This is a genomic window from Streptomyces sp. NPDC048496 (genome assembly GCF_043200055.1).
Classification (GTDB): domain Bacteria; phylum Actinomycetota; class Actinomycetes; order Streptomycetales; family Streptomycetaceae; genus Streptomyces.
On the sequence record NZ_JBICXB010000001.1, the window covers coordinates 430,770 to 455,088 of the forward strand.

18 protein-coding genes and 1 pseudogene are annotated in these 24,319 nt (G+C 69.9%); 13 read left to right on the forward strand and 6 right to left on the reverse strand.

From position 1 onward, the window contains the following. Positions 1 to 4: 4 nt before the first annotated feature. The 3 genes from nhaA to ACGFSA_RS02035 form a co-directional block, all read right to left on the reverse strand. Positions 5 to 1,411, reverse strand: coding sequence for a Na+/H+ antiporter NhaA (gene nhaA / locus ACGFSA_RS02025; RefSeq protein ID WP_393298233.1), 1,407 nt, complete (start codon positions 1,409 to 1,411; stop codon positions 5 to 7). 252 nt (positions 1,412 to 1,663) lie between these two features. Further along, positions 1,664 to 3,661, reverse strand: coding sequence for an acetate--CoA ligase (gene acs, locus ACGFSA_RS02030; RefSeq protein ID WP_393298236.1), 1,998 nt, complete (start codon positions 3,659 to 3,661; stop codon positions 1,664 to 1,666). 165 nt (positions 3,662 to 3,826) lie between these two features. Then, positions 3,827 to 6,466, reverse strand: a complete 2,640-nt coding sequence (locus ACGFSA_RS02035) for a bifunctional SulP family inorganic anion transporter/carbonic anhydrase (protein ID WP_393298239.1) — start codon at positions 6,464 to 6,466, stop codon at positions 3,827 to 3,829. Between the two features lie 287 nt (positions 6,467 to 6,753). Here ACGFSA_RS02035 and ACGFSA_RS02040 point away from each other — a divergent pair. Beyond that, positions 6,754 to 7,951: pseudogene (locus tag ACGFSA_RS02040) on the forward strand (hypothetical protein). Between the two features lie 57 nt (positions 7,952 to 8,008). Here the strand turns inward: ACGFSA_RS02040 and ACGFSA_RS02045 are convergent. Continuing rightward, positions 8,009 to 9,004 carry an ATP-binding protein gene (locus ACGFSA_RS02045; protein ID WP_393298242.1) on the reverse strand — a complete coding sequence of 332 codons (996 nt, stop codon included), beginning with the start codon at positions 9,002 to 9,004 and terminating at the stop codon, positions 8,009 to 8,011. A 102-nt stretch (positions 9,005 to 9,106) separates the two neighbouring features. Here ACGFSA_RS02045 and ACGFSA_RS02050 point away from each other — a divergent pair, with 102 nt between their 5' ends. Further along, entirely contained in the window at positions 9,107 to 9,931 is an 825-nt protein-coding gene (locus ACGFSA_RS02050) for an oxidoreductase (protein ID WP_393298245.1), read from the forward strand. Positions 9,932 to 10,499: 568 nt separating this feature from the next. On the opposite strand, the gene ACGFSA_RS02055 is transcribed toward ACGFSA_RS02050, so the two are convergent. Then, positions 10,500 to 11,339 (reverse strand): HAD-IB family hydrolase, encoded by an 840-nt coding sequence (locus tag ACGFSA_RS02055; protein WP_358857108.1) that lies wholly within the window; start codon positions 11,337 to 11,339, stop codon positions 10,500 to 10,502. A gap of 502 nt (positions 11,340 to 11,841) precedes the next feature. Here ACGFSA_RS02055 and ssd point away from each other — a divergent pair. The 7 genes from ssd to ACGFSA_RS02090 all read left to right on the forward strand — a co-directional run bounded on the left by ssd (position 11,842) and on the right by ACGFSA_RS02090 (position 16,955). Next, on the forward strand, positions 11,842 to 12,969 hold the full coding sequence (gene ssd / locus ACGFSA_RS02060) for a septum site-determining protein Ssd (protein ID WP_393298248.1): 1,128 nt from the start codon (positions 11,842 to 11,844) through the stop codon (positions 12,967 to 12,969). After that, complete coding sequence (locus ACGFSA_RS02065; RefSeq protein ID WP_393298251.1) at positions 12,966 to 14,114, forward strand: TadA family conjugal transfer-associated ATPase; 1,149 nt, start codon at positions 12,966 to 12,968, stop codon at positions 14,112 to 14,114. Before ssd ends, ACGFSA_RS02065 begins: the two co-directional genes overlap by 4 nt. Further along, positions 14,111 to 14,992, forward strand: a complete 882-nt coding sequence (locus ACGFSA_RS02070) for a type II secretion system F family protein (protein WP_393298254.1) — start codon at positions 14,111 to 14,113, stop codon at positions 14,990 to 14,992. The genes ACGFSA_RS02065 and ACGFSA_RS02070 overlap by 4 nt, the downstream gene beginning before the upstream one ends. Further along, complete coding sequence (locus ACGFSA_RS02075; protein ID WP_393298257.1) at positions 14,989 to 15,792, forward strand: type II secretion system F family protein; 804 nt, start codon at positions 14,989 to 14,991, stop codon at positions 15,790 to 15,792. Before ACGFSA_RS02070 ends, ACGFSA_RS02075 begins: the two co-directional genes overlap by 4 nt. Positions 15,793 to 15,848: 56 nt before the next feature. Next, on the forward strand, positions 15,849 to 16,058 hold the full coding sequence (locus ACGFSA_RS02080; RefSeq protein WP_393298260.1) for a DUF4244 domain-containing protein: 210 nt from the start codon (positions 15,849 to 15,851) through the stop codon (positions 16,056 to 16,058). 58 nt (positions 16,059 to 16,116) lie between these two features. After that, on the forward strand, positions 16,117 to 16,446 hold the full coding sequence (locus ACGFSA_RS02085) for a TadE family type IV pilus minor pilin (RefSeq protein ID WP_393298263.1): 330 nt from the start codon (positions 16,117 to 16,119) through the stop codon (positions 16,444 to 16,446). 164 nt (positions 16,447 to 16,610) lie between these two features. Further along, entirely contained in the window at positions 16,611 to 16,955 is a 345-nt protein-coding gene (locus ACGFSA_RS02090; RefSeq protein ID WP_393298405.1) for an Rv3654c family TadE-like protein, read from the forward strand. Here the strand turns inward: ACGFSA_RS02090 and ACGFSA_RS02095 are convergent. After that, complete coding sequence (locus ACGFSA_RS02095; protein WP_393298266.1) at positions 16,849 to 19,374, reverse strand: DEAD/DEAH box helicase; 2,526 nt, start codon at positions 19,372 to 19,374, stop codon at positions 16,849 to 16,851. The two genes, ACGFSA_RS02090 and ACGFSA_RS02095, sit on opposite strands and share 107 nt — an antisense overlap. A 78-nt stretch (positions 19,375 to 19,452) precedes the next feature. Between ACGFSA_RS02095 and ACGFSA_RS02100 the strand changes: the two genes are divergently transcribed. The 4 genes from ACGFSA_RS02100 (at position 19,453) to ACGFSA_RS02115 (ending at position 24,303) form a co-directional block, all read left to right on the forward strand. Then, on the forward strand, positions 19,453 to 19,806 hold the full coding sequence (locus ACGFSA_RS02100; RefSeq protein WP_003967428.1) for an STAS domain-containing protein: 354 nt from the start codon (positions 19,453 to 19,455) through the stop codon (positions 19,804 to 19,806). A gap of 399 nt (positions 19,807 to 20,205) precedes the next feature. Next, positions 20,206 to 20,658: an ATP-binding protein gene (locus ACGFSA_RS02105; RefSeq protein ID WP_393298270.1), complete on the forward strand. Its 453-nt coding sequence runs from the start codon at positions 20,206 to 20,208 to the stop codon at positions 20,656 to 20,658. Between the two features lie 287 nt (positions 20,659 to 20,945). Then, entirely contained in the window at positions 20,946 to 23,378 is a 2,433-nt protein-coding gene (locus ACGFSA_RS02110; RefSeq protein ID WP_393298273.1) for a sodium-translocating pyrophosphatase, read from the forward strand. Between the two features lie 298 nt (positions 23,379 to 23,676). Next, entirely contained in the window at positions 23,677 to 24,303 is a 627-nt protein-coding gene (locus ACGFSA_RS02115) for a small secreted protein (protein WP_393298276.1), read from the forward strand. Positions 24,304 to 24,319 lie beyond the last annotated feature (16 nt).

The following is a 24,319-nucleotide window of genomic DNA, read 5'->3' on the forward strand; positions in this document are numbered from 1 at the left end:
CAGATCATGCCGGACTGTCCGGCTTGCTGCTCGCCACCCCCGCCGCTTGGGCAAGGCGCCGGTGCTCTGCGGCCTTCTTCTCGTAGATCGCGGCCATCCGGAGGTGGTACGCCGGATCGTCCTGTTCGTAGATGTCGGGTACCCCGTCCTCGTCCTCGTCGCGCTCCTCCGCCTCGTACAGCGCCTGGTAGGTACGTACCCGGAGTTTGAGCAGCACACCGGAGAACATGGCTGCTATCACCGACCCCAGCAGCACGGCTGCCTTGACCTCGTTCTCGATGAACGCGTCGCCCCCGAACGCCAGCTCGCCGATGAGCAGCGAGACGGTGAAGCCGATCCCGGCGAGTGAGGCGACCGCGAAGACGTCCGCCCAGGCCAGGTCCTTGTTCAGCTCCGCCTTGGTGAAGCGGGCGGTCAGCCACGTACCGCCGAAGATGCCGACCGTCTTGCCGACGACGAGCCCCAGCACGACACCGAGCGTCTCGGGCCGCGTGAAGACATGCGCCACCGCGTCGCCGGAGAGCGACACGCCGGCCGAGAACAGTGCGAACAGCGGCACGGCGAGACCGGCCGACAGCGGGCGCATCAAATGTTCGATGTGCTCGCCGGGGGAGTGCTCCTCGCCCTCGCGCCGGGTGCAGCGCAGCATCAGCCCCATGGCGACACCGGCGATGGTGGCGTGGATGCCGCTGTTGTACATCAGTCCCCAGATGACCAGGGCGAGCGGGATGTAGACGTACCAGCCGCGCACGTTCTTGCGCAGCAGGAGGTAGAAGACGGCGAGGCCGACGAAGGCGCCGGCGAGCGCGGCGAGGTTGATGTCGTCGGTGAAGAAGACCGCGATGATCAGGATCGCGAAGAGGTCGTCGACGACGGCGAGCGTGAGCAGGAAGGCGCGGAGCGCGGACGGCAGCGAGGTGCCGATGACCGCGAGCACCGCGAGTGCGAAGGCGATATCGGTGGCCGTGGGGACGGCCCATCCGGCGGTCGAACCGCCGCCGATCACGTTCACCAGCGTGTAGACGACGGCCGGCACGGCCATTCCGCACACGGCGGCGATGACCGGCAGCGCGGCCGCCTTGGGATCGCGCAGCTCACCTGCGACCAGTTCGCGCTTGAGCTCGACGCCCGCGACGAAGAAGAAGACCGCGAGCAGCCCGTCGGCCGCCCAGTGCTGCACGGAGAGATTCAGTCCCAGGGAACCCGGACCGAAGTGGAAGTCGCTGAGGGCCCGGTAACTGGAGCCGAAGGTGTTCGCCCAGACCAGCGCCGCGATCGCGGCGGCCAGCAGGATGACTCCGCCGACGGTCTCGGTGCGCAGGGCGTCCGCGAGGTAGTTCCGCTCAGGGAGGGAGAGGCGCCCGAGGAAGGTCCGGCGGGACGGCGGGGCTGTGGGAGTGGGCGCGGCCACGAGTGGAGACCTCCGGGTCGGTACGGCAGCGATGGCATGGCTGATGCACTTGCCGACCAGACTTCCCGGCACACCCTGTGGAGATTTCTTGATGTGTTGTTGACGTTGCTGCCACTGTACCCGGGGGTGCGCGGGGGCGTATCCAGTGATCTTCACCTTAAATGCCTGAGGGGCACCCGGCGCGTTGCCGGATGCCCCTCGGGTTCGTACACGTACGTCGGCCGGTGCTCCGGCCTTCTGCCTGTGCCTCTGTCAGTCCTCGGACGACGACGTCGGCAGCTGCGTCTGGATGAGGTCCATCACCGAGGAGTCGGTGAGCGTGGTGACGTCGCCCAGCTCGCGGTTCTCGGCGACGTCACGCAGCAGACGCCGCATGATCTTGCCGGAGCGGGTCTTCGGCAGCTCGGCCACCGGCAGGATCCGCTTCGGCTTGGCGATCGGGCCGAGCGTGGCACCGACGTGGTTGCGCAGGTCCGCGACGAGCTCGTCGGAGGCGGACGCCGTACCACGCAGGATCACGAACGCGACGATGGCCTGACCGGTCGTCTCGTCGGCCGCGCCGACCACAGCCGCCTCGGCGACCGCCGGGTGCGACACGAGTGCCGACTCGACCTCGGTCGTCGAGATGTTGTGCCCGGACACGAGCATCACGTCGTCGACCCGGCCGAGCAGCCAGATGTCGCCGTCCTCGTCCTTCTTGGCGCCGTCGCCCGCGAAGTACTTGCCCTCGAAGCGCGACCAGTACGTGTCGATGAAGCGCTGGTCGTCGCCCCAGATGGTGCGGAGCATCGACGGCCACGGCTCGGTGAGGACGAGGTAGCCGCCCCCGCCGTTCTCCACCTCGTGGGCCTCGTCGTCGACGACGGTGGCGCAGATGCCGGGCAGGGCGCGCTGCGCCGAACCGGGCTTGGTGTCCGTGACACCGGGAAGCGGCGAGATCATCATCGCGCCGGTCTCGGTCTGCCACCAGGTGTCCACGATCGGGCACCTGTCGGCGCCGATGTGCTTGCGGTACCACATCCAGGCCTCGGGGTTGATCGGCTCACCGACCGAACCGAGGACCCGCAGCGAGGACAGGTCGAACTTGGCGGGGATGTCGTCTCCCCACTTCATGAACGTACGGATCGCGGTCGGCGCGGTGTAGAGGATCGTGACGCCGTACTTCTGCACGATCTCCCAGAAACGCCCCTGGTGGGGGGTGTCGGGCGTGCCCTCGTACATGACCTGCGTCGCGCCGTTGGCCAACGGTCCGTACACGATGTACGAGTGCCCGGTCACCCAGCCGATGTCGGCCGTGCACCAGTAGACATCGGTCTCCGGCTTGAGGTCGAAGACCGCGTTGTGGGTGTACGCGGCCTGCGTGAGGTAGCCGCCGGAGGTGTGCAGGATGCCCTTCGGCTTACCCGTCGTACCCGAGGTGTAGAGGATGAAGAGCGGCTGCTCCGCCTCGAAGGCCTCGGGGGTGTGCTCGGCGGACTGGCGGCCGGTGATCTCGTGCCACCAGACGTCGCGGCCCTCGGTCCACGCGGTGTCCTGGCCGGTGCGCCGGACCACGAGGACATGCTCGACGCTGTCGATACGGGATACGGCGTCGTCGACCGCGGGCTTCAGCGCCGACGGCTGGCCGCGGCGGTAGCCGCCGTCGGCGGTGATGACGACCTTGGCGTCCGCGTCCTGGATGCGGGCGGCGATGGCGTCGGCGGAGAAGCCGCCGAAGACCACCGAGTGCGTGGCACCGATGCGGGCGCAGGCCAGCATCGCGACGGCGGCCTCGGGGATCATCGGCAGGTAGACGGCGACCCGGTCGCCCTTGCCGACACCGAGCTCGGTGAGGGCGTTGGCGGCGCGGGAGACCTCGTCCTTCAGTTCCGCGTAGGTGATCGCGCGGCTGTCGCCGGGCTCGCCCTCGAAGTGGATGGCGACCCGGTCGCCGTTGCCCGCCTCGACGTGGCGGTCCACGCAGTTGTACGCGACGTTCAGCTTGCCGTCCGCGAACCACTTGGCGAAGGGCGGGTTGCTCCAGTCGAGCGTCTCGGTCGGCTCCGTGGCCCAGGTCAGGCGCCGGGCCTGCTCGGCCCAGAAGCCCAGCCGGTCCGCCCCGGCCTGCTCGTACGCCCCCGCTGTGACGTTGGCGTTCGCGGCCAGATCGGCAGGCGGTGCGAACCGCCGCCCCTCCTTGAGCAGATTGGCCAGGCTTTCGTTGCTCACGACATCTCCCATTCCCAGGGTGTCCGTTGTGTCCCGGGGCATAGCTCATCAGTCCAGGGGCCGGGTGACAAGTGTCTGCCAGGAATTGGTTTAGACCTGTGTTTTCGTGTATGGGGCACGGTCCCGCTCCCCCACCTGCCATGCGGTGCGCACAGTGCAATGCGGAAGCGGGACCACAAGGTCTCACGGAACCGAGGTGCGTGCGGTTCAGGCGCTTGTACGTTCCCACTCGCCGGAACTGGAGGGATCGCCGGGGCCCACGTGGTCGAAGACCTCGTCGAGGCATGTACCGGCACTCGCGTCCTCGGTCAGGAGGTATGCCTGCGCCTCACCGACATGGAAGTACATCCCGTGGAGCTGCAGCGTGCCCTCGGCGAGTCGCCGTGCCACCGATTCGTGCGCGCGCAGATGGTCCAACTGCTGGACCACGTTGGTGAGGCAGAGCTGTTCCACGGCGTCGGCGGGCAGCCGGCCGGAGATCCGCGCCCAGGCGCGATGCCGGGACGTCATCCGTTCCAGGCTCGGCAGACCGTGCCGCAGCCACCGCCACAGGGACGTCTGCGGGTTGTCCGGCTTGGCGCCCAGCAGTGCCTGCATAGCGCCGCAGCCGGAGTGGCCGCAGACGGTGATCGACTCCACCTGCAGCGCCTCCACCGCGTACTCGATCGCGGCGCCCACCGAGTCGTCGCCGGCTTCCGCGCCCGGTGGGGGCACCAGATTGCCGACGTTCCGCACGGTGAACAGGTCGCCCGGACCGCTGGCCGTGATCATGCTGGTCACCAGCCGGGAATCCGCGCAGGTGATGAAGAGCTGAGAGGGGCGCTGCCCCTCCCGGGCCAGCCGGGCCAGCTCCTCGCGCACCAGCGGAGCCGTATTGCGCTGGAACGAACTCAGACCACTGACCAGCCGGTGCGCGCCGGTCCGCCGGGGAGCGGCGGGGGGTGTGGGGGATGACGGAGTGCCGGGAATGGGTTCGGTGGCTGGGGCCGCGGCGCTTGTGGTGGGCGTTGCGTTGCTCGTGACGTCGGTCATGGTGCCGGCCGCCGTGGTGTCGGTTGTTCCGGGACTTGGACTGGGGCTGGGGCCGGCGGTGGTGGCGGTGGCGTGATGCTCACGTTCGCCGTCGTCGGCTCGCGTGCCACGGTCGTGGTGGACGCTTGCCGGCTCGGGCCGGTCGTGGCAGTGGTGATTGCGCCACGGCGTCCAGGGGCGGCAGCAGGAGTGCGCCGCCGAGGCAGGCTCGGCGATCCGGCCCCCGCATCTGCCGGTGAAGACGACCCGGCCGCCCTGGGCGGTCTGAGCGTTGCTCCAGTCCTGGATCGTCTCGTATGCCGCATGGTCCATGAAGAAGCCGTCCAGCTCGACGACGGCATCACCGCCTTGGGGAATCCGGCCGAGCGTCCGGCTGAGCCGTGGTACCGCGAGGAACGTCAACTGCCCGCGCACGACCACGAGATGCTGTCCCCCCTGATCCGTCACCGTGATCCGTGTGCGGGCCAGCCGGTGCAGGGCGATGACGACGGCCACCGCGATGCCGATCACCACGCCCTTCAGCACACCGAAGAGCACCACGCCGGTGATCGTCGCCCCGTAGGCCGGGAATTCGCGATGCTTATGAACATTGCGGATATGGGCGAAGCTCACCATCTGGATGCCGACCATCATCACCAGCGCGGCGAGCGCGGCCAGCGGGATCCACTCCAGCGCCGTGACCAGCAATCCGGCGGCGAGCAGGACCCAGACGCCGTGCAGAACGGTGGAGGCGCGGCCGGTGGCCCCGGCCCGTACATTCGCCGAACTCCGCACCGCACCCCCTGACACCGGCAGCCCGCCCAGCAGGCCGGACAGCACATTGGAGATGCCCTGGCCGCGCAATTCGCGGTCGAGGTCGGAGCGCCTGACCGGTGGGGCGGTCGGGGCTGCCGGGGCGGGAGGCTCGGCGCTCTGCCGTCCGGCGCGGTCGGTGGCCAGTTTGTCCACCGCGACCGCCGCGAGCAGTGACTCGAGGCTGGCCACCAGCGTGACGGCGAACACGGCGGTGGCGAGGGCAAGTACGGGGCCCTGCGGCGGTTCGGGCAGGGCGTGCGACCGCCAGGAGGGCAGATCCACCCGGGCGATCCCGGGAGCCGCCACCGCGGCCACCGCTGTTGCGATCGCCACCGAGGCGAGGGCCGCCGGAATCCTCCGCACCGCCCGCCCGATCCGCCCGGGGAGCCTTGGCCAGGCCATCAGGATGGCGATGGTCAGTCCGCCGACGAGAGGGGCGGCCGGGCTGAGCCGGTCCAACTGGGCAGGCAGTGCGAGGGCATTGTCGACGGCTGAGCTCTGGGGCGAGCCGCCGAGCACGACTTGCAGCTGGGCCAGTGCGATGGCCACGCCGATACCGGCCAGGGTGCCGTGCACGATGGCGGGACTGACAGCGAGAGCGCTGCGCGCCGCACGCACCGCGCCCAGCAGGATCTGCAGCAGTCCGGCGCCGATGGTGATCGCGCAGGTGGTGCGCCAGCCGTAGATCTGGATCAACTCGGCTGTGACCACGGTCAGTCCGGCGGATGGACCACTGACCTGAAGGGGGGTGCCACCAAGCAGTCCGGCGACGATGCCGCCGACGGCCGCGGAGACGAGTCCGGCCTCCAGCGGGGCGTCCATGGCCACGGCGAGGCCGAGCGACATGGGGACGGCAATGAGAAAGACAGTGATCGATGCGGACAGGTCGGCGCCCGCGATACGGAATCGTCCGCCGCGGCGCGGCGGTGGCGGGCTGTGAGGTCGCTTGATTCCCGGGCCGTTGGACTGGCGCCAACTGCGGGACGTGTGGTCATGACGTGTGGGGACGCAGGCAGACATGTTCCCGTCTCCTCCGGGGCAGCGCGGTCGCGGAACGTGGGGGACGCGGCCGTGGGTCACGGCGTGCAGCGGCGGGATTTCTCAACTCTCAGTAAATAGATCGTAATGGAGAGTAAAGAACTGTGTCCATGCTTGAGGGCAAATAGTCCGGCCAATCACCCATTCACGTGAATAAGCAGCTTTTCATATGGCTTGTCGTGCCGATTTGCTCAAGGGTGCGTGCGAACGTGGCTGCGTCGCGTCGGCGCATTCCACGCAAATTACCCGAAAAGGAAGAGGGCGGGCGGATGATGGCCGCCACGAAGAGGGTCGTCCTGGGTCGTGGCCGTCGCGCTCGTTGCGGGAGCCGCCGGCTGTTCCGGTTCGGCCTCGGGTTCGGCTGTCGGGGCTGCGGGGCCGGGCGCCGAGAAGGGGGCTGCCGGGCCCAAGGGGAACGCCCCCCGAGAATGCCTTCCGGCTCATCGGCGACGGCTCCACCTCCTTCACCGGAAGCCAGCCGAAGCAGCCCGCACCGATGCGCCTGACACCCGGTCAGCAGCCCCCGCAGTTCGTGGTGTTCTCCTGGGGCGGCGTGGGTGGAGACAGCCAGGAGCTGTTCTCCCACTTTCGCGAGGTCGGGAAGAAGTACCACGCGAACATGACGTACTTCCTCAGCAGCGTGTACATGCTGCCGGAGGAGAAGCGTGAGCTCTACGACCCGCCCAAGCACAACGCGGGCAGCTCCGACATCGGCTTCAACGACATCAAGGGGATCCGGGACACCATCACCCAGATCCGGGGCGCCTGGCAGGACGGCGACGAGGTCGGCACCCACTTCAACGGCCACTTCTGCGGCCCGGACAGCGGTGTCGGCACCTGGTCGGTCGCCGAGTGGAAGCGCGAGATCAGCCAGGCCAGCGCCTTCGTGCAGAAATGGAGGACGAACGTCCCAGACCTCGCGGAGGAGAAGTCGCTGCCCTTCGACTACGACACGGAGCTGGTCGGCGGCCGCACCCTCTGCCTGGAGGGGCGGAAGAACATGGTGGCCGCAGCGCGGTCGATGGGCTTCCGCTACGACTCCAGCGGCGCCGACAGGCAGGTCTGGCCGAAGAGGAAGGACGGCGTCTGGGACCTCTCCCTGCAATTCGTGCCGGTGCCGGTGCCGGGGTGGGGGTTGATAACTGCGCGTACGAGGGAAACCGGGCCCCGCTGATCATCGGCAACCACTTCGAGTCCTGGAACGGTGGCACGTACATGCGCGCCGTCGAGGAGACCATCGAGACGGCCCGCACCAGGAAGGGCGTGCGCTGTGTCCTCAGGCAGCTCGCCGACTGGCCGGACGCCCAGGACCCGGCGACGTTGGCGAAACTCCGTACGCTCGACGTCGGCCAGGCGCCGAAGGAGGGCTGGGCGGCCCATCTCGCCGCCCAGGCCTCCGGAGCGGCCAGGACTCCGGGAACCGTCAAGGCTCCCGGTAAATTTGGCACGAAGCCGGCGGAGCGCTGACGCCGGTCGATCCGCCGCCCGCCGGGTCGTCGGTGGACGGGGCTTCGGGCGACCGGATCACGCGGGCTGTGCGGCGGCTGCCTGTGCGCTCCGCTCGTCGAGCACGAAAGCGGGGTCGACCTGGGCGGCCAGGTCGGCGCCCGTCTTCTCGTTGCCCCAGCTCTCCGCGTTCTTCAAGTGGAAGTGCACCATCTGCCGCGTGTAGCGCTCCCAGTCGCGCTGCTCGTACGAGTCCTCCGCGGCGTTCTGCAGAGCCTGCAGGGCCATCCGGTTGTCCGCCTCCAGAAGCTCGAAGCGGGCCGGACGTCCCTTCTCCATCGCCCGGACCCAGTCGGAGTGACCGACCGTGACCAGCAGGTCGTCGCCGACTTCGGCCCGCAGGAAGTCCAGGTCGTCCTGACCCTGCACCTTGTTGCCCACGACCTTCAGGGCGACCCCGAAGTCCCGTGCGTACTCCTTGTACTGGCGGTAGACCGAGACGCCCTTACGGGTCGGCTCGGCGACCAGGAACGTCATGTCGAAGCGAGTGAACATGCCGGACGCGAACGAATCCGAACCCGCCGTCATGTCGACGACCACATAGTCGTCGGGGCCGTCGACAAGGTGGTTGAGGCAGAGCTCGACCGCGCCGACCTTGGAGTGGTAGCACGCCACCCCGAGATCCGACTCGGTGAACGGTCCGGTGGCCATCAGCCGGATCTCCCCGTCGTCGAGCCCGACCGTGCGGGCGCACGCGTCGTAGACCGGGTTGTCCTCGCGGACCCGCAGCAGCCGCGAGCCCTCGCCGGGCGGAGTCGTCTTGATCATTGTCTCCACCGAGGCGATGCGGGGGTTGCTTCCCCGCAGGTACTCCTTGATCAGGGGCAGGTGCGCACCCATGGCGGGCAGCGCCGCAGCCTCCTCCTCGTCGAGGCCGAGTGCGGCCCCGAGGTGCTGGTTGATGTCGGCGTCCACCGCGACGACATGGGCTTCATTGGCGGCAAGGTGGCGGACGAAGAGCGAGGACAGCGTGGTCTTGCCGCTGCCGCCCTTCCCCACGAAAGCGATCTTCATGTTCACCTAGGGTAGCGGTGCAACTGCGGTGCGCAGTCACACTTCGTGAAGAAGGCCACTCCGGGGTGGTAAGGGTGTGGGGGGCGCGTAGCCTCGCTACTTATGAGTACACCTGCCTCAGATCCGCTCGCCGCCCTGGGCGCCCTGCCGGGTGTCGCCGATGCGGTGGACTCCGTACGCAAGGCCGTCGACCGGGTCTACGGCCACCGCGTCATGCGGCGCCGCAGTCAGGAGATCACCGCTGAGGCGGCGCTCCGCGGGGCCCGCGGCTCCGCCGCGCTCTCCGGTGCCGACTGGAACCTGGAGGAGGTGCGCCGACGCACGGACTTCAGCGGCGACGAGGAGTCGCAGGTGATCGGCGCCGCCCTGCGGCTGACCGCGGAGGCGGGCCAACTGCTCTCCATCTGGCGGCAGTCGCCGCTGCGGGTTCTCGCCCGGCTGCACCTCGTGGCGGCAGGCGGGGCCGCGCCCGACGACGCGGTCGGCCGCCCGCGGCTAGCTGGTGAACCGGTCGACGAGCCGCTCATCGAAGCGCCGCTGCCCGATGCCGACGAGGTCACCGGCCGGCTGGAGGGGCTCTCCGGCTTGATCCTTTCGGGAAGCGCGGCGCCCGCGCTGGTGACGGCCGCGGTCGTGCACGGTGAACTGCTGGCGCTGCGTCCCTTCGGCTCGCACAACGGCCTTGTCGCGCGGACCGCCGAGCGGATCGTCCTGATCGGGAGCGGGCTCGACCCGAAAGCGATCTGCCCCGCCGAGGTCGGTTACGCCGAGCAGGGCAGGGCAGCGTACGTCGCAGCGTTCGAGGGGTATCGGTCGGGAACGCCGGACGGGATGTCCGCCTGGATCTCACACTGCGGGCGCGCGGTGGAGCTGGGGGTCAGGGAATCGACGGCGGTCTGCGAAGCGCTTCAGCGAGGAGCCGCGTAACGATCCACGGGGCTGCTCGCACGCTCTTCAACTGGCGGGTCCGTCAACCCTATTGTGCTTCGTCAGTTTCACTGCCCGATAAAAGGGTTGCGGCGGTACCGTCCGCGGTACCGCCGCTGGCACGTCCACCCAGTTACCATGCGTCCTCGAAAATTGCCCATCAGGTCGGGTACTCAGCCCGTTCCCTGGTGCGGCTGGCCCGTAATCGACGGGTCGACGTCGCGTGGGTGCTGGGTATTCATGCTCGGTCCGTGGGGCCTTCTCTGCGTTATCAGGTTAATCCTTTCGGATGTCCTTGGTCTCGCGGGCCGTTGAGTCCTTTGTACTCCAGAGCCAGGGCGAGCGGTAGTGCTGGCCGTACTTCTTTACTTTTACGTTCAAATACGGACGAGCCGGGCGGGCGGTCGGGGGTGGGATCCGGACGTCGGCGGAGGGCACCGGATGCGAGTGGGTGGCGCCCCGGCCCACGTCCCGGAACGGCGGCCGAGGGCGTGTTCGGGGTGCGGGCCGGGTTCGGGTTCGGGTGCGAGTCCCGGGCCGGATGCCGGTCCTGGCCGGACGCGGGAGGTCAGCCGGATGCCGTGGTTGTGCGCCGACGCGAGGTGTACCAGACCAGCCCCGCTGTGACGGCCGCCGCGCCTACCGCCGCCGCGGCGACGAGTGCCGGGCGCGCCGGCATCGAGAAGGCGGGCAGCCGCTGCTTGAGCCGGACCGGGCGGTCGAAGACGAGAATCGGCCATTCCCGGAGCGTCGCCTCACGCCGCAGCGCGCGGTCCGGATTGACCGCGTGCGGGTGGCCAACGGACTCCAGCATCGGTACATCGGTCGCGGAATCGCTGTAGGCGTAGCACCGCGAGAGGTCGTATCCCTCGGACACGGCGAGCGCCTTGACCGCCTCGGCCTTCGTCGGCCCGTACGCGTAGTACTCCACTTCGCCCGTGAAGCAGCCGTCGTCTCCGACGACCATCCGGGTGGCGACGACCCGGTCGGCGCCCAGCAGCTCGCCGATCGGCTCGACGACCTCGGCGCCCGAGGTGGAGACGATGACCACGTCGCGTCCGGCGGTGTGATGTTCCTCGATGAGGGTCGCCGCCTCGTCGTAGATGATCGGGTCGATCAGATCGTGCAGGGTCTCGGCGACGATTTCCTTCACCTGCTGGACGTTCCAGCCCTTGCAGAGCGCGGAGAGGTATTCGCGCATCCGCTCCATCTGGTCGTGATCGGCGCCCCCGGCAAGGAACACGAACTGTGCGTACGCGGTGCGCAGTACGGCACGGCGGTTGATCAGTCCGCCTTGGTAGAAGGACTTGCTGAAGGTCAGAGTCGATGACTTCGCAATGACCGTCTTGTCCAGGTCGAAGAAGGCTGCTGTGCGCGGCAAGGAGTGGTTTTCCACAAGGCAGAGCATAGGGGGACACCATTCGGCGTAAACTCTGGTGCGCGGGTTTGCCTGAGAAGGCTCTCGGGTACACCATGGAAGTCACGGATCGTTCGCGACCGTGCTAACCCGGTCCGACTCCTCCCCCCCCGAGTCGGCCGTGGGGACGACCCCCGCTCTCCCCCCCGGCGGGGGTCGTCGCATGTCCGGACGCGTTTCTGCCACTCGGAATCAAGCATTCTGCCTCCTTCTCGGCTGCGACGGCCTGTCTTTTCGGGCCTCCCGCACGACTCCGTGTCGTCACAGTGTGTAACGGAAGTGCTGCTCTCCGGAAGTCGTCGGTTTGGGTGACCGAGATATTCACAACGGGGGAGTTGTCCACAGTTTTAGAGCAAGATCCACACGATTTTCCGAAGCGCTGCACGGTGATTCCACCCGCGAAGTCCGCGGGTTCCGGATATCGCCGATCTCGGAACGCTCCGAGATCGCTGCGAAACCGTGGTGAAGGTGCAGGGAGAAGGGGGCGGAGATCGTGGCTGAATCCATCGCACGGGATCGTCTGCCGGTCGTCGGAGAACGCCGGGGCGGACCGTTGATCGTGACCGAGGATGTGGAACTGCTCGACGATCTGCTGCGACTGTGCGCGGCCGCCGGCGCGGAGCCCGAGGTACACCACACGCTGCCCGAGGGCAGGGGCGGCTGGGAGCAGGCTCCGATGGTCCTGGTGGGCGACGACGCGGCTCCGCGGTGCCGCGGAGCACTGCGCAGGCAGGGCGTGATGCTCGTCGGGCACGACCAGGACGCACCGGATGTCTGGCGGCAGGCCGTCGAGATCGGGGCCGAATATGTGCTGCGGCTGCCCGATGCGGAGAGCTGGCTCGTTGATCAGATCGCCAATGCGGCAGAGGGGGTGGGGCGGCCCGCTCTCACCGTCGGGGTGATCGGCGGGCGGGGCGGCGCCGGCGCGTCCACGCTGGCTTGTGCTCTCGCTGTGACCGCGGCCAGGGCCGGGCGGCGGACGATGCTGATCGATGGCGATCCGCTGGGCGGTGGCATCGATGTGCTGCTCGGCGGCGAGCGGGCCGAGGGAATGAGGTGGCCGGATTTCGCCCATTCCAAAGGGCGGGTGGGCGGTGGCGCCCTGGAGGAGTCGCTGCCCGCACTGCACGGGCTGCGGGTGCTCAGCTGGGGGCGTGACGACTGGGTGGTCATCCCGCCGCAGGCCATGGAGGCGGTGCTGGCGGCCGCCCGCAGGCTCGGCGGGGTGGTGGTCGTCGATCTGCCGCGCCGGGTCGACGAGTCGGTGGCGCAGGCGCTTGCGCAGCTGGACCTCGGGCTGCTCGTGGTCCCCGGTGAACTGCGGGCGGTCGCGGCGGCAAAACGCGTGGCGTCAACGGCCGGGATGGTCCTGGGTGACCTGCGGGTGGTGGCGCGCGGCCCCTACGCGGCGGGGCTGGACGAGCGCTGGGTGGCGCAGGCGCTCGACTTGCCGCTCGCCGGTGAACTCCCGCTGGAATCAGGCTTGCTGGCGGCTCAGGACGACGGAGCGCCGCCCGGCTCCAGTGCCCGCGGACCGCTCGCCAGATTCTGTACGGCGTTCTGGGAGCGGGCGCTTGCCGGTGGAGCCGGCGCGGGCCCCGGTGGGGAAGGTGCGTCATGACCGACGGGCTCCTCGACGCCGTGCGGCAGCGGCTTGCGCAGAGCGGCGCCGCACCCACCCCGGCCGGGGTGGCGGCCGCGCTGCGCGCCCAGGGAAGGCTTCTCGGCGATGCCGAAGTGCTCGGCGCGGCAGAGGAATTGCGCGGCGAACTGGTCGGTACGGGAGTGCTGGAACCGCTGCTCGCCGATCCGGCGGTGACGGATGTGCTGGTCTCCGCACCGGACCGGGTGTGGGTGGACCGGGGCAGTGGGCTCGAACTCACCGGGGTGACCTTCCGCGACGCTCCGGCGGTGCGCAGGCTGGCACAGCGGCTCGCGGCGGTGGCAGGGCGGCGGCTGGACGATGCCCGGCCCTGGGTGGACGCGCGGCTTCCGGACGGGACCCGGATGCATGCGGTCCTGCCGCCGGTGGCCGTGGGTTCCACCTGTCTATCGCTGCGGGTGGTGCGCCCCCGGGCCTTCTCGCTGGCGGAGTTGGTCGCGGCGGGCACCGTACCGCCGGGTGGTGACCGGGTGCTGCGGGCGCTGGTCGAGGCCCGGGTCTCATACCTGATCAGTGGCGGGACGGGGGCGGGGAAGACCACGCTGCTGTCGAGTTTGCTGGGTGCTGTCGGGGAGCAGGAGCGGATCGTGCTCGCCGAGGACTCGGCGGAGCTGCGGCCGGACCATCCGCATGTGGTGCGGCTGGAGTCACGCCCTGCCAACCAGGAGGGTGCCGGACGGGTGACTCTGCGGGACCTGGTGCGGCAGGCGCTTCGGATGCGGCCCGACCGCCTGGTGGTCGGGGAGGTGCGGGGCGCCGAGGTCACCGAACTTCTTGCTGCGCTGAACACCGGCCACGAGGGTGGATGCGGGACGGTTCACGCCAACGCTGCCGCGCATGTACCGGCTCGGCTGGAGGCGTTGGGGACGGCAGCCGGTCTTGACCGGGTGGCGCTGCACAGTCAGCTGGCGGCGGCGCTGTCGGTGGTGGTCCATCTCGTACGGGACCGGACCGGGGTGCGCCGGATCGCCGAGGTGCATGTGCTGGAGCGGGATGCGGCCGGGCTGGTGGTGACCGTCCCGGCGCTGCGGTGGGGCGCCGACGGCTTTGTCCACGAGCGGGGCCGGGAGCGGCTGCGGTCGCTGATCGGGGGTGCGCTGTGACCGGTGGCACGGCGGTGGGGGTCCCGGAGTACGCGACGTATGCGTCGGCCGTGTGCGCGGGGGCCGCGGCCTGGCTGGTGGTGGGGCGGGGCCAAGGAACGCGGCGGGCGCGGGTGTTGTTCGTCGGTTCGGTGCCGGAGCCGGAGCCGCGGATCGGCCGGGACCGGGTCCGGCTGTGGTGCGCGGGGATGTTCCGGGAGCGGCGGGAGTGGCTGTGTCTTCCGGTGGCGTTGCTTCTCGCTGTGCTGGGCGGGTCCGTGCTGCCGGTGGTCGCGGGGGCGCTGGCGGTACCACTGGTGCGGCGATGGCTTCGTAAACGGGCCGGACGGCATGAGCGGGAGCGCAGAGCGGATGCCGTGGTGGCGCTGTGCGGTGCGGTGGTGGGTGAGCTGCGGGCCGGGCACGAGCCGGGGCAGGCACTGCTGGTGGCGGTGCGTGGCACGGGGGCGATGGGTGCGGCGGAGGCCGCGGTGGCGGCCGCGGCGCGGTTCGGCGGCGATGTGCCGGGGGCCCTCGGGCGGGCGGCGCGCGAACCAGGGCTGGAGGGGCTCGCCGGGGTGGCGGCCTGCTGGCGGGTGGCGGTCGACGGCGGGGCGGGGCTGGCAGCCGGTCTGGACCGCCTGGAGGGCGCATTGCGGGCCGAGCGGCGTCGGCGGGAGGAGTTGCGGGCACAGCTGGCGGGGGCCTGGTCGACGGTGGCCGTGCTGGCGCTGCTGCCGGTGCTCGGTCTGGGACTGGGGGCGGCGCTGGGGGCCGACCCGTTGGGGGTGCTCCTGCACAGTCCGGCCGGGCTGGTCTGCCTGGTGGCGGGAGGGCTGCTGGAGACGGCCGGTCTCTGCTGGGCCGGCCGGATCGTACGGGCGGGGGAGCGGCCATGAGCGAAGGGGCCGGCGTGGTGGCGCACATCGTCCGCGGGCCGGTTCCTATGGCGGTCGCCCTGGGCGCGGTCGGATACCTGGCTGTCTGCCTGGCCGGGCGGAGGCGGCATCGGGTGGCGCGCCGCCGGGGCGCGGTGCTGCTGGCGGTCGACTCCGGGAGGCGGCGTCGCAAACGGTCGGTGTCCGGGGCCCGGTTGAAGAACTGGGCCGTGCTGCTGGGCGCCGTGGTGACGGGCTGGTTCCTCGTCGGTGGTTCGTGGGGGTGCGCGGTCGGACTGGTGGCGGCGTACGGCACGTGGCGATGGCAGCGGACGCGGCATCGGCGCAGACCCGCAGCGTCCGCTGCGGAAGCTGCGGAGACCGAACGCCGGCTCCCGTTGGCGGCCGACCTGCTGGCAGCGTGCATCTCCGCCGGAGCCGGCCCGAGGGAAGCGGCCGAGGCGGTCGGGGAGTCGCTGGGCGGTCCGGTCGGCGAACGGCTGGCACGGACAGCGGCGGAGATCCGGCTGGGCGGCGAACCGGCCGTGTCCTGGGGGAGGTTCGGCGAGATATCGGGCGCCGGCGCGCTCGCCCGCTGTCTGGACCGGGCGGGTTCGACCGGGGCTCCGGCGGCGGAACCGGTCGCCCGGCTGGCCGAGGCGATGCGGGCGGAAAGGTCGAGCGAGGCCGTGGCGCGCGCCCAGCGGGCCGGCGTGCTGATCACAGCTCCGGTGGGGCTCTGCTTTCTGCCCGCCTTTCTGGCGGTCGGTGTGGCGCCGGTGGTCATCGGCCTGGCGAACGGGCTCCTGCAAGCCCGATGAACAAAAGCATCGAATCAGCGAAGAATCTGCACAAAAGAACACTTCTGGGGGTTGACATGGCATGGCAAATCAAGCGCATCAGGGGCTGGGCACGGCGTGTGGCGCGCCGAGTCCGGACGGACCGCGGGATGACGACGTCCGAGTACGCGGTGGGGACGATCGCGGCCTGTGCGCTGGCGGCGGTGCTCTACAAGGTGGTCACGAGTGCGCCGGTCATGGCGGCACTGCAGTCGATTCTCACGGACGCTCTCGATGCCAAGGTCTGAAAGGCGTTCGGGGAGCGGAGGCGGGGACCGCGAAGGGGGAGGAGACGACCGGGGTGCGGTGACGGCGGAGGCGGCCATGGTGATTCCGGTGCTGGTGTTGTTCGCTCTGGCGCTCCTCTGGGCGCTGATGGCCGCCGCCGCGCAGATCCGGTGCGTGGATGCGGCAAGGGCCGGCGCGAGGGCGGCGGCCCGGTCCGAACCCGAGGCGCAGGTGCTGGCTGTCACCCGTTCGGTGGCACCCGACCGGGCGCGTGTGGAGGTGGAACGGGCCGGGGAGCTGTGGCGGGTACGGGTGGCTGCGCCGACGCCCGGACCGGGTGCGCTGGCCCTGACGCTGAGAGCGGACGCGGTGGCGATGGCCGAGGACACGCTGGGGGCGGAGCCGTGACGGGGGCGATCGGGGCGGTGTCCCTGCGACAGAAGCGACGTGTGCCGTGGGTGCGGCGGGTTCGACGGGCGTTGCGGGTGGTGGGTTCGCGCGGGTGTGGGGAAGGGCGTGATCGGGGGGTGGCGACAGTGTGGGCGGCGGTGACCACGGCAGCGCTGTGTGCGGTGTTCGCGGCCGTGCTTGCGCTCGGCCAGGTGGTGGTCGCTCGGCACCGGGCCGGCGGGGCGGCGGACCTGGCGGCCCTGGCAGCGGCCGACCGGGCCCTACGCGGGGCCGAGGCGGCGTGCAGGGCGGCCGCGGAGGTGGCCGAGGCGCAGGGTGCGGCGGTGGTCCGGTGCGTCGTGCAGGGGGAGATCGCCGATGTGACGGCCCGGGTGCGGTTCGGGCCGTACGCACCCGAGGTCAGGTCCCGGGCAGGCCCTCCGACGGGCGATCCCGGTCCGATTCCGGGCTCGGTAGCTCCCCCGCCTGCTCCAGGTCCGCCGGGGCGGAGCGGAGAAGTTCGGTGAGGAGACGTACGGCCCCCCGCTTGTGCAGCGGGTCGTTTCCGTTGCCGCACTTGGGGGACTGGATGCACGACGGGCAGCCCGCTTCGCACTCGCAGGACGCGATGGCCTGGCGGGTGGCGGTGAGCCAGCTGCGGGCGGTGTGGAAGGCCCGCTCGGCGAATCCGGCGCCGCCCGGATGACCGTCGTACACGAAGACCGTCGGCAGCAGGGTGTCCGGATGGAGGGGGACAGAGACACCGCCGATGTCCCAGCGGTCGCAGGTGGCGAAGAGGGGCAGCATCCCGATCGACGCGTGTTCGGCGGCATGCAGGGCGCCACCGAGGATCTCCGGGTTGATGCGGGCGGCGTCCAGCTGGTCCTGGGTGACCGTCCACCACACCGCGCGGGTGCGCAGCGTGCGGGGCGGCAGATCGAGCTTGGTCTCGCCGAGGACCTCGCCGGTGATCAGTTTGCGACGCAGGAAGGAGACGACCTGGTTGGTGACCTCCACGGAGCCGTAGCAGAGCCTTCCGTCACCCCAGGGGATCTCTGTGTCGCTCTCCAGGACGGTGATGGAGGTGGTGTCGCGGGCGGTCGTCGAGTACGGCGGACTGGCCTCCTCGACCAGCGCCACCGAGTCCTCCAGATCCAGTTTCCGGACCAGATAGGTGAGGCCCTGGTGGAGATGGACGGCCCCTTCGTGGACGGCGGTGTGCGCGGCCGACTCGTCAACGGTGCCCAGCAGCCGGCCGGTGCCCTCCTCGACGATCTGGACCGGGCGGCCGCCCTCGCCACGGATGTCGGTCAGATCGGCGGCCCGCTCGCGCCGGGTCCAGTGCCAGCCCGACGCCCGCTTGCGCAGCAGCTTCGCGGCCTCCAGCTGCGGCAGCAGCTCGGCCACGGCCGGCCCGAACAGCTTCAGGTCACTCTCGGTGAGCGGAAGCTCCGAGGCGGCCGCGCACAGATGGGGGGCGAGGACGTACGGGTTGTCCGGGTCCAGAACAGTCGACTCCACGGGCTGCTGGAAAAGAGCCTCGGGGTGGTGGACGAGGAAGGTGTCCAGCGGGTCGTCGCGGGCCACCAGGATGGCCAGGGCGCCCTGGCCAGAGCGCCCGGCGCGGCCCGCCTGCTGCCACAGCGACGCTCTGGTGCCGGGGTAACCGGCGATGACGACGGCATCCAGGCCCGAGACATCGATACCGAGTTCGAGGGCGGTGGTGGCGGCCAGACCGAGCAGCCGGCCGGAGTGAAGGGCGCGCTCGAGGGCACGGCGTTCCTCGGGGAGGTAGCCCCCGCGGTAGGCGGCAACCCGGGAGGGCAGCGAGCGGTCCACCTCGGCGAGGCGTTCCTTGGCGATGACGGAGATGAGCTCGGCGCCGCGCCGGGAGCGCACGAAGGCGACCGAGCGGACGCCCTGGGCGGTCAGGTCGGTGAGGAGGTCGGCGGTCTCGGCGGTGGCCGTACGGCGTACGGGGGCGCCCTTCTCGCCGTGCAGCTCGGTCAGCGGTGGCTCCCACAGGGCGAAGACCATCTCGCCGCGGGGCGAGGCGTCGTCGGCGACCTCTGTGACCGGAAGGCCGGTGAGGCGGCCCGCGGCGACCGAGGGCTGCGCGGCGGTCGCCGAGGCGAGCAGGAAGACCGGATCGGCTCCGTATCGGGCGCACAGGCGGCGGAGCCGGCGCACCACCTGGGCGACATGGGAGCCGAAGACGCCGCGATAGGTGTGGCACTCGTCGATGACGACATAGCGCAGGGCGCGCAGGAAGGAGGACCAGCGCGGATGGGACGGGAGGATCCCGCGGTGCAGCATGTCGGGGTTGGTCAGGACGTAGTTGGCGTACTGACGCACCCATTCGCGTTCCTCGACCGGGGTGTCGCCGTCGTAGACGGCGGGCCTGACCGCGTTGCCGAGCGGGGCCGCGAGGTCCTTGACCGAACGCCGCTGATCGGCGGCGAGCGCCTTGGTGGGGGCCAGATACAGGGCGGTCGCGCCACGGCCGTCGGGGGCCTCCGAGCCGTCGAGCAGGGCGCTGAGGACCGGGGTCAGATAAGCGAGCGACTTGCCGGAGGCGGTTCCGGTGGCGATCACGACGGATTCGCCGTCCAGGGCGTGCTCCGCGGCGGCCGCCTGGTGTGCCCACGGGTGGTCGATACCGGCCTTCTGGACAGCGGCGATCACTTCCGGCCGGATGCGATCGGGCCAGATGGCATGGGTACCTGTTCGCGGGGGCAAGTGCTCCGTATGAGTGATGCGCGCGGACCGGCCCGCCGCTGCGGCGAGCCGGTCGAGGACCATGGCGGGAGAGGGGCGGGAGTCCCTGCTCTCGGGTGGTCGACTGGGGCGGTGATTCTTGGCCATCGGTACCGAGTGTGTCACCGCCGTGACGGACAATGGTCCCAAGGCGTCGTGCATGGCTGCTGGTAAGTGATTGAATGCCATGGCGGCTGGCGATCCGTCCCCTGGCTCCGTCGGGGAGACCGAGGGGCGACCGCTCGATAGCAAGGTGCTGGAGGATCCGTGGACCTGTCCTTGTCGACTCGCAATGTGTCCGGCCCTGGTGGCGACCGTACGGTCGTCGAGGTCGGTGGCGAGATTGATGTGTATACCGCGCCCAAGCTGCGCGAGCAGTTGGTCGAGTTGGTGAATGACGGCAGCTACCACCTGGTTGTCGACATGGAAGGTGTCGACTTCCTCGACTCCACCGGCCTCGGCGTGCTCGTGGGCGGCCTGAAGCGTGTCCGGGCCCATGAGGGCTCACTGCGCCTGGTCTGCAACCAGGAGCGCATTCTCAAGATCTTCCGGATTACTGGTCTGACCAAGGTGTTCCCGATCCACACCACGGTCGACGAGGCTGTCGCGGCCACCGACTGACGGCTGACCGCCTGCTTCCGGACCAGCCGGAGGCCGGTCCGGAAGCCAGCCGGTTGGTCCGGAAGCCGGTCGGTCCGGTGCACAGCCGGGTCGGACCGCGGCCCGTTCGGCGGGCAGCCGGTTCGGTGGAAGTCGTGGTGCCGGATCATCGGCATTCCGGCGGCCGGGCCGGGCCGTCGGCTGTGATACGCCCGGCAGCGGGCTGCCGGCCATCGGTACGGACGGCTTCCGGGCGCCGACGGGATACCCGTCGGCAGATCGGTGGGTCGGCCGCCGACGGTGGCGCGTCGGCTGTCGGGGGCCGGTGACGCTGCCGGCTTCCGGAGGAAGAGAGAGCGGGGGGCCGGGCAGTACGCCCGGGCCCCTGAGATGCACGCCCGTACGTCTGAGGGGGATCGCATGGCCACTGTTGAACTCCGCTTCAGCGCCCAGCCCGAACACGTCAGGACGGCCCGCCTCGTGGCGGCCGCCGTGGCGCGCCGCGCCGGGGTCGACGAGGCAGTGCTCGACGAGGTCCGACTCGCCGTCGGTGAGGCCTGCAGCCGCGCCGTAGGGCTGCACCGTAACCACGGCATCACCGCTCCGGTCAAGGTCGTCCTGACCGAGGAGGAGAAGTCTTTCTCCGTCGAGGTCGGCGACGAGGTGCCTGGCCCCGGTGGGGAGACCGGAGCCGCCGAGGCGCCCGGAGAGGGGCCCGGTCAACCGGATACCGAGACCGACGTCGACAGCGAGGACGAGATGGGTCTCGCGGTCATCAGCGGCCTCGTCGACGACGTGGAAGTCAGATCGGGAGCCGATGGCGAAGTGATCCGCATGAGCTGGCCCAAGACGCCCGCAAGCGCGCATCCCTGAGGCGCCGGAGGCGTCACAGCGGGCTGGCCCGTCGCGGCGCCGCCCCGATCCGTAACTCCTGATCCACTCTCCAGGGCCCTGCCGAGCAGGGCCTTTTTTCATTTCTGCTTGATCAGTGATCTACGGACAATGCTTCTGCCCCATTACTGCATTCGGATCAATCCGAGGGCGCGATCATTTATCGATCGGCGGGTAAAGTCGATTTACATTTACCGCGGACTGTTTTGATCAGGTTCTGCTCCCTACAATCCGTCCACGTCTTGAGCGCTGAGCGTCAAGGAGGACGTATGGCGGGCTTCATCAACACACCACTGGCAGAACTGCCCGAAGTTTCCGCACTTTCCGACCGACCCACCTCTCTCGCGGCCGCGGTACTCACCGATGACAACCGCGTCATCGTGATCGTCATCGCGATCGTCGCCGTCGCCGCACTGATCGTCGCTCGGTTGCTGGTCCGTCAGGTGCTGGCGGCCGGCGAGGGCACCGACCGCATGAAGGAGATTGCGGCAGCCGTCCAGGAGGGCGCGAACGCCTATCTGGCCCGGCAGCTGCGCACTGTCGGCGTCTTTGCCGTCGTGGTCTTCTTCCTGCTTCTGCTGCTTCCGGCCGACACCTGGTCCCAGCGCGCCGGCCGGTCGCTGTTCTTCCTGGTGGGTGCGCTTTTCTCGGCGACCACCGGATACATCGGCATGCGTCTGGCCGTCCGCAGCAATGTGCGGGTGGCCGCCGCCGCGCGTGAGGCGACTCCGGCGGAAGGCGAACCGGAAAAGGATCTCACCGACGTATCGCACCGGGCGATGAAGATCGCTTTCCGCACGGGCGGCGTGGTCGGCATGATCACGGTGGGGCTCGGGCTGCTCGGCGCCTCGTGCGTGGTTCTCGTCTATGCCGCCGACGCGCCCAAGGTGCTCGAGGGCTTCGGGCTCGGTGCCGCGCTCATCGCCATGTTCATGAGGGTCGGTGGCGGCATCTTCACCAAGGCCGCCGATGTGGGCGCCGACCTCGTGGGCAAGGTCGAGCAGGGCATCCCGGAGGACGACCCGCGCAACGCCGCCACCATTGCCGACAACGTCGGCGACAACGTCGGTGACTGCGCCGGCATGGCGGCCGACCTGTTCGAGTCGTACGCCGTGACGCTCGTCGCCGCGCTCATCCTCGGCAAGGCCGCTTTCGGCGACGCCGGACTGGCCTTTCCTCTGATCGTGCCGGCGATCGGCGTGGTCACCGCGATGATCGGCATCTTCGCGGTCGCCCCGCGGCGCGCCGACCGCAGTGGGATGACCGCCATCAACCGCGGCTTCTTCATCTCCGCGGTGATCTCGCTCGTCCTGGTGGGGGTGGCCGTCTTCGTCTACCTCCCGTCCTCGTACGCCGACCTGGACGGCGTCACCGACAGCGCGATCACCGCGCACAGCGGTGACCCTCGGGTCTTCGCCCTGGTCGCCGTCGCCATCGGCATCGTGCTGGCCGCGCTGATCCAGCAGCTCACCGGCTACTTCACCGAGACCGGCCGGCGCCCCGTCCAGGACATCGGCAAGTCCTCCCTGACCGGCCCGGCCACCGTCGTACTCGCCGGGATCTCCATCGGTCTGGAGTCCGCCGTCTACACCGCGCTGCTGATCGGCCTCGGCGTCTACGGGGCGTTTCTGCTCGGCGGTACGTCGATCATGCTGGCGCTCTTCGCGGTGGCCCTCGCCGGAACCGGGCTGCTCACCACCGTCGGGGTCATCGTCGCCATGGACACCTTCGGACCGGTCTCCGACAACGCGCAGGGCATCGCCGAGATGTCCGGCGACGTCACGGGCGCCGGTGCCCAGGTCCTCACCGACCTGGACGCCGTCGGCAACACCACCAAGGCCATCACCAAGGGCATCGCCATCGCCACCGCCGTGCTGGCGGCGTCGGCGCTCTTCGGCTCGTACCGCGACGCGATCGCCACGGCGGTCGACGACGTGGGTGCAAAGGCCGGGGAAATGACCCTCAGCCTCGACATCTCGCAGCCCAACAACCTGGTGGGACTGGTCCTCGGGGCCGCGGTCGTCTTCCTCTTCTCCGGCCTGGCCATCAACGCGGTGTCCCGGTCCGCCGGGGCCGTGGTCTACGAGGTGCGGCGGCAGTTCCGCGAGCGCCCCGGGATCATGGACTACACCGAGAAGCCGGAGTACGGGCGCGTCGTCGACATCTGCACCAAGGACGCGCTGCGCGAGCTCGCCACGCCCGGGCTGCTCGCGGTGCTGGCGCCGATCGCGGTGGGCTTCACCCTCGGTGTCGGGGCGCTCGGTTCGTACCTCGCGGGCGCGATCGGCACCGGGACGCTGATGGCGGTCTTCCTCGCCAACTCCGGAGGCGCGTGGGACAACGCCAAGAAGCTCGTCGAGGACGGTCATCACGGCGGCAAGGGCAGCGAGGCCCACGCCGCGACCGTGATCGGCGACACGGTCGGCGATCCGTTCAAGGACACGGCGGGACCGGCGATCAACCCGCTGCTCAAGGTGATGAACCTGGTGGCGCTGCTCATCGCGCCGGCGGTGGTGAAGTTCAGTTACGGGGCGGACGCGAGCGCGGGCGTGCGGGCGGTGGTGGCGGTGATCGCCCTCGCCGTCATCGTCGGTGCGGTCTATGTCTCCAAGCGTCGCGGGATCGCCGTGGGCGACGAGGACGACTCCGATGACGACGGCGGCGCGACCGCCAAGTCGACCGATCCGGCTGCCGTTTCATGAGGCGGGTACAGGGAAGAGAGCGACAGCTCGCGGGGACGCGGTCAACCCGGGGCAGCACCTGATCGAGCAAGGGCATGACCTCGTCAAAGAACGGGTGGGCAGCGCATTCCGATGCGCTGCCCACCCGTTTGCCGTTCGTCTGCCGCGTGCGTTCACCCGTTCGCGCGTGAGTTGTATCTCCCTCATTTCCCTTGGTGCAAATGGCTGCAAAAGGCTATCTATCGGACGCCCGGCACCCGGATGGAGGTCGTTTGGCGTGTAAGTTCCGGGGCCGAGAGCCTTGGAAGGGACCGATCCGGTGAACAAGAAGCTTGCAGCCGCACTGTCCGGCGGTGCGGTACTGGTACTTACGCTGTCGGGCTGCAGCGGCAACAGTGGCAGCGACAACAAGGTCAACGACTGGGCCAAGAAGGTCTGTGACCAGGTCAAGCCCCAGCTGCAGAAGATCGCGAACGCCAACGCCGCCATCCAGCAGCAGACCGCCGACAACAGCAAGCCCGCCGATGTCCAGAAGACCGACTCGGCCGCCTTCCAGCAGATCTCACAGGCGTACAAGGCGCTGGGCACAGCTGTGGACTCGGCGGGCGCACCGCCGGTCGACAACGGCGAGACCACGCACAAGGAGGCCGTGAAGGAGCTCAACGCCTCCTCAGCCGCTTACGCGGAGCTGCAGAAGAAGGTCGACGCGCTCGACATCAAGGACCAGGCGAAGTTCGCCGACGGTCTGAAGGGCATCGCCGACGAGCTGAACAAGATCAGCACCAATGGTGACCAGGCGCTGAAGCAGCTCCAGTCCGGCAAGGTCGGCATCGCGATGGCCAAGCAGCCGGGCTGCCAGAAGCCGACGGCTTCGGTCCCGCCGGCCGCCGCACCGTCGAAGACCCCCGAGAAGCCGGCTTCCGCGTCGCCCAGCAAGAAGCCCTGACAACGCCGGTACGACC

Bases quoted from the DNA above. Each gene is read 5' to 3' on its own strand.
- acs (WP_393298236.1), bottom strand. From the start codon at position 3,661: ATGCCCCGGGACACAACGGACACCCTGGGAATGGGAGATGTCGTGAGC.
- ACGFSA_RS02035 (WP_393298239.1), bottom strand. From the start codon at position 6,466: ATGTCTGCCTGCGTCCCCACACGTCATGACCACACGTCCCGCAGTTGG.
- ACGFSA_RS02045 (WP_393298242.1), bottom strand. From the start codon at position 9,004: ATGAAGATCGCTTTCGTGGGGAAGGGCGGCAGCGGCAAGACCACGCTG.
- ACGFSA_RS02050 (WP_393298245.1), top strand. From the start codon at position 9,107: ATGAGTACACCTGCCTCAGATCCGCTCGCCGCCCTGGGCGCCCTGCCG.
- ACGFSA_RS02055 (WP_358857108.1), bottom strand. From the start codon at position 11,339: ATGCTCTGCCTTGTGGAAAACCACTCCTTGCCGCGCACAGCAGCCTTC.
- ACGFSA_RS02065 (WP_393298251.1), top strand. From the start codon at position 12,966: ATGACCGACGGGCTCCTCGACGCCGTGCGGCAGCGGCTTGCGCAGAGC.
- ACGFSA_RS02075 (WP_393298257.1), top strand. From the start codon at position 14,989: ATGAGCGAAGGGGCCGGCGTGGTGGCGCACATCGTCCGCGGGCCGGTT.
- ACGFSA_RS02080 (WP_393298260.1), top strand. From the start codon at position 15,849: ATGGCATGGCAAATCAAGCGCATCAGGGGCTGGGCACGGCGTGTGGCG.
- ACGFSA_RS02095 (WP_393298266.1), bottom strand. From the start codon at position 19,374: ATGGCATTCAATCACTTACCAGCAGCCATGCACGACGCCTTGGGACCA.
- ACGFSA_RS02105 (WP_393298270.1), top strand. From the start codon at position 20,206: ATGGCCACTGTTGAACTCCGCTTCAGCGCCCAGCCCGAACACGTCAGG.
- ACGFSA_RS02110 (WP_393298273.1), top strand. From the start codon at position 20,946: ATGGCGGGCTTCATCAACACACCACTGGCAGAACTGCCCGAAGTTTCC.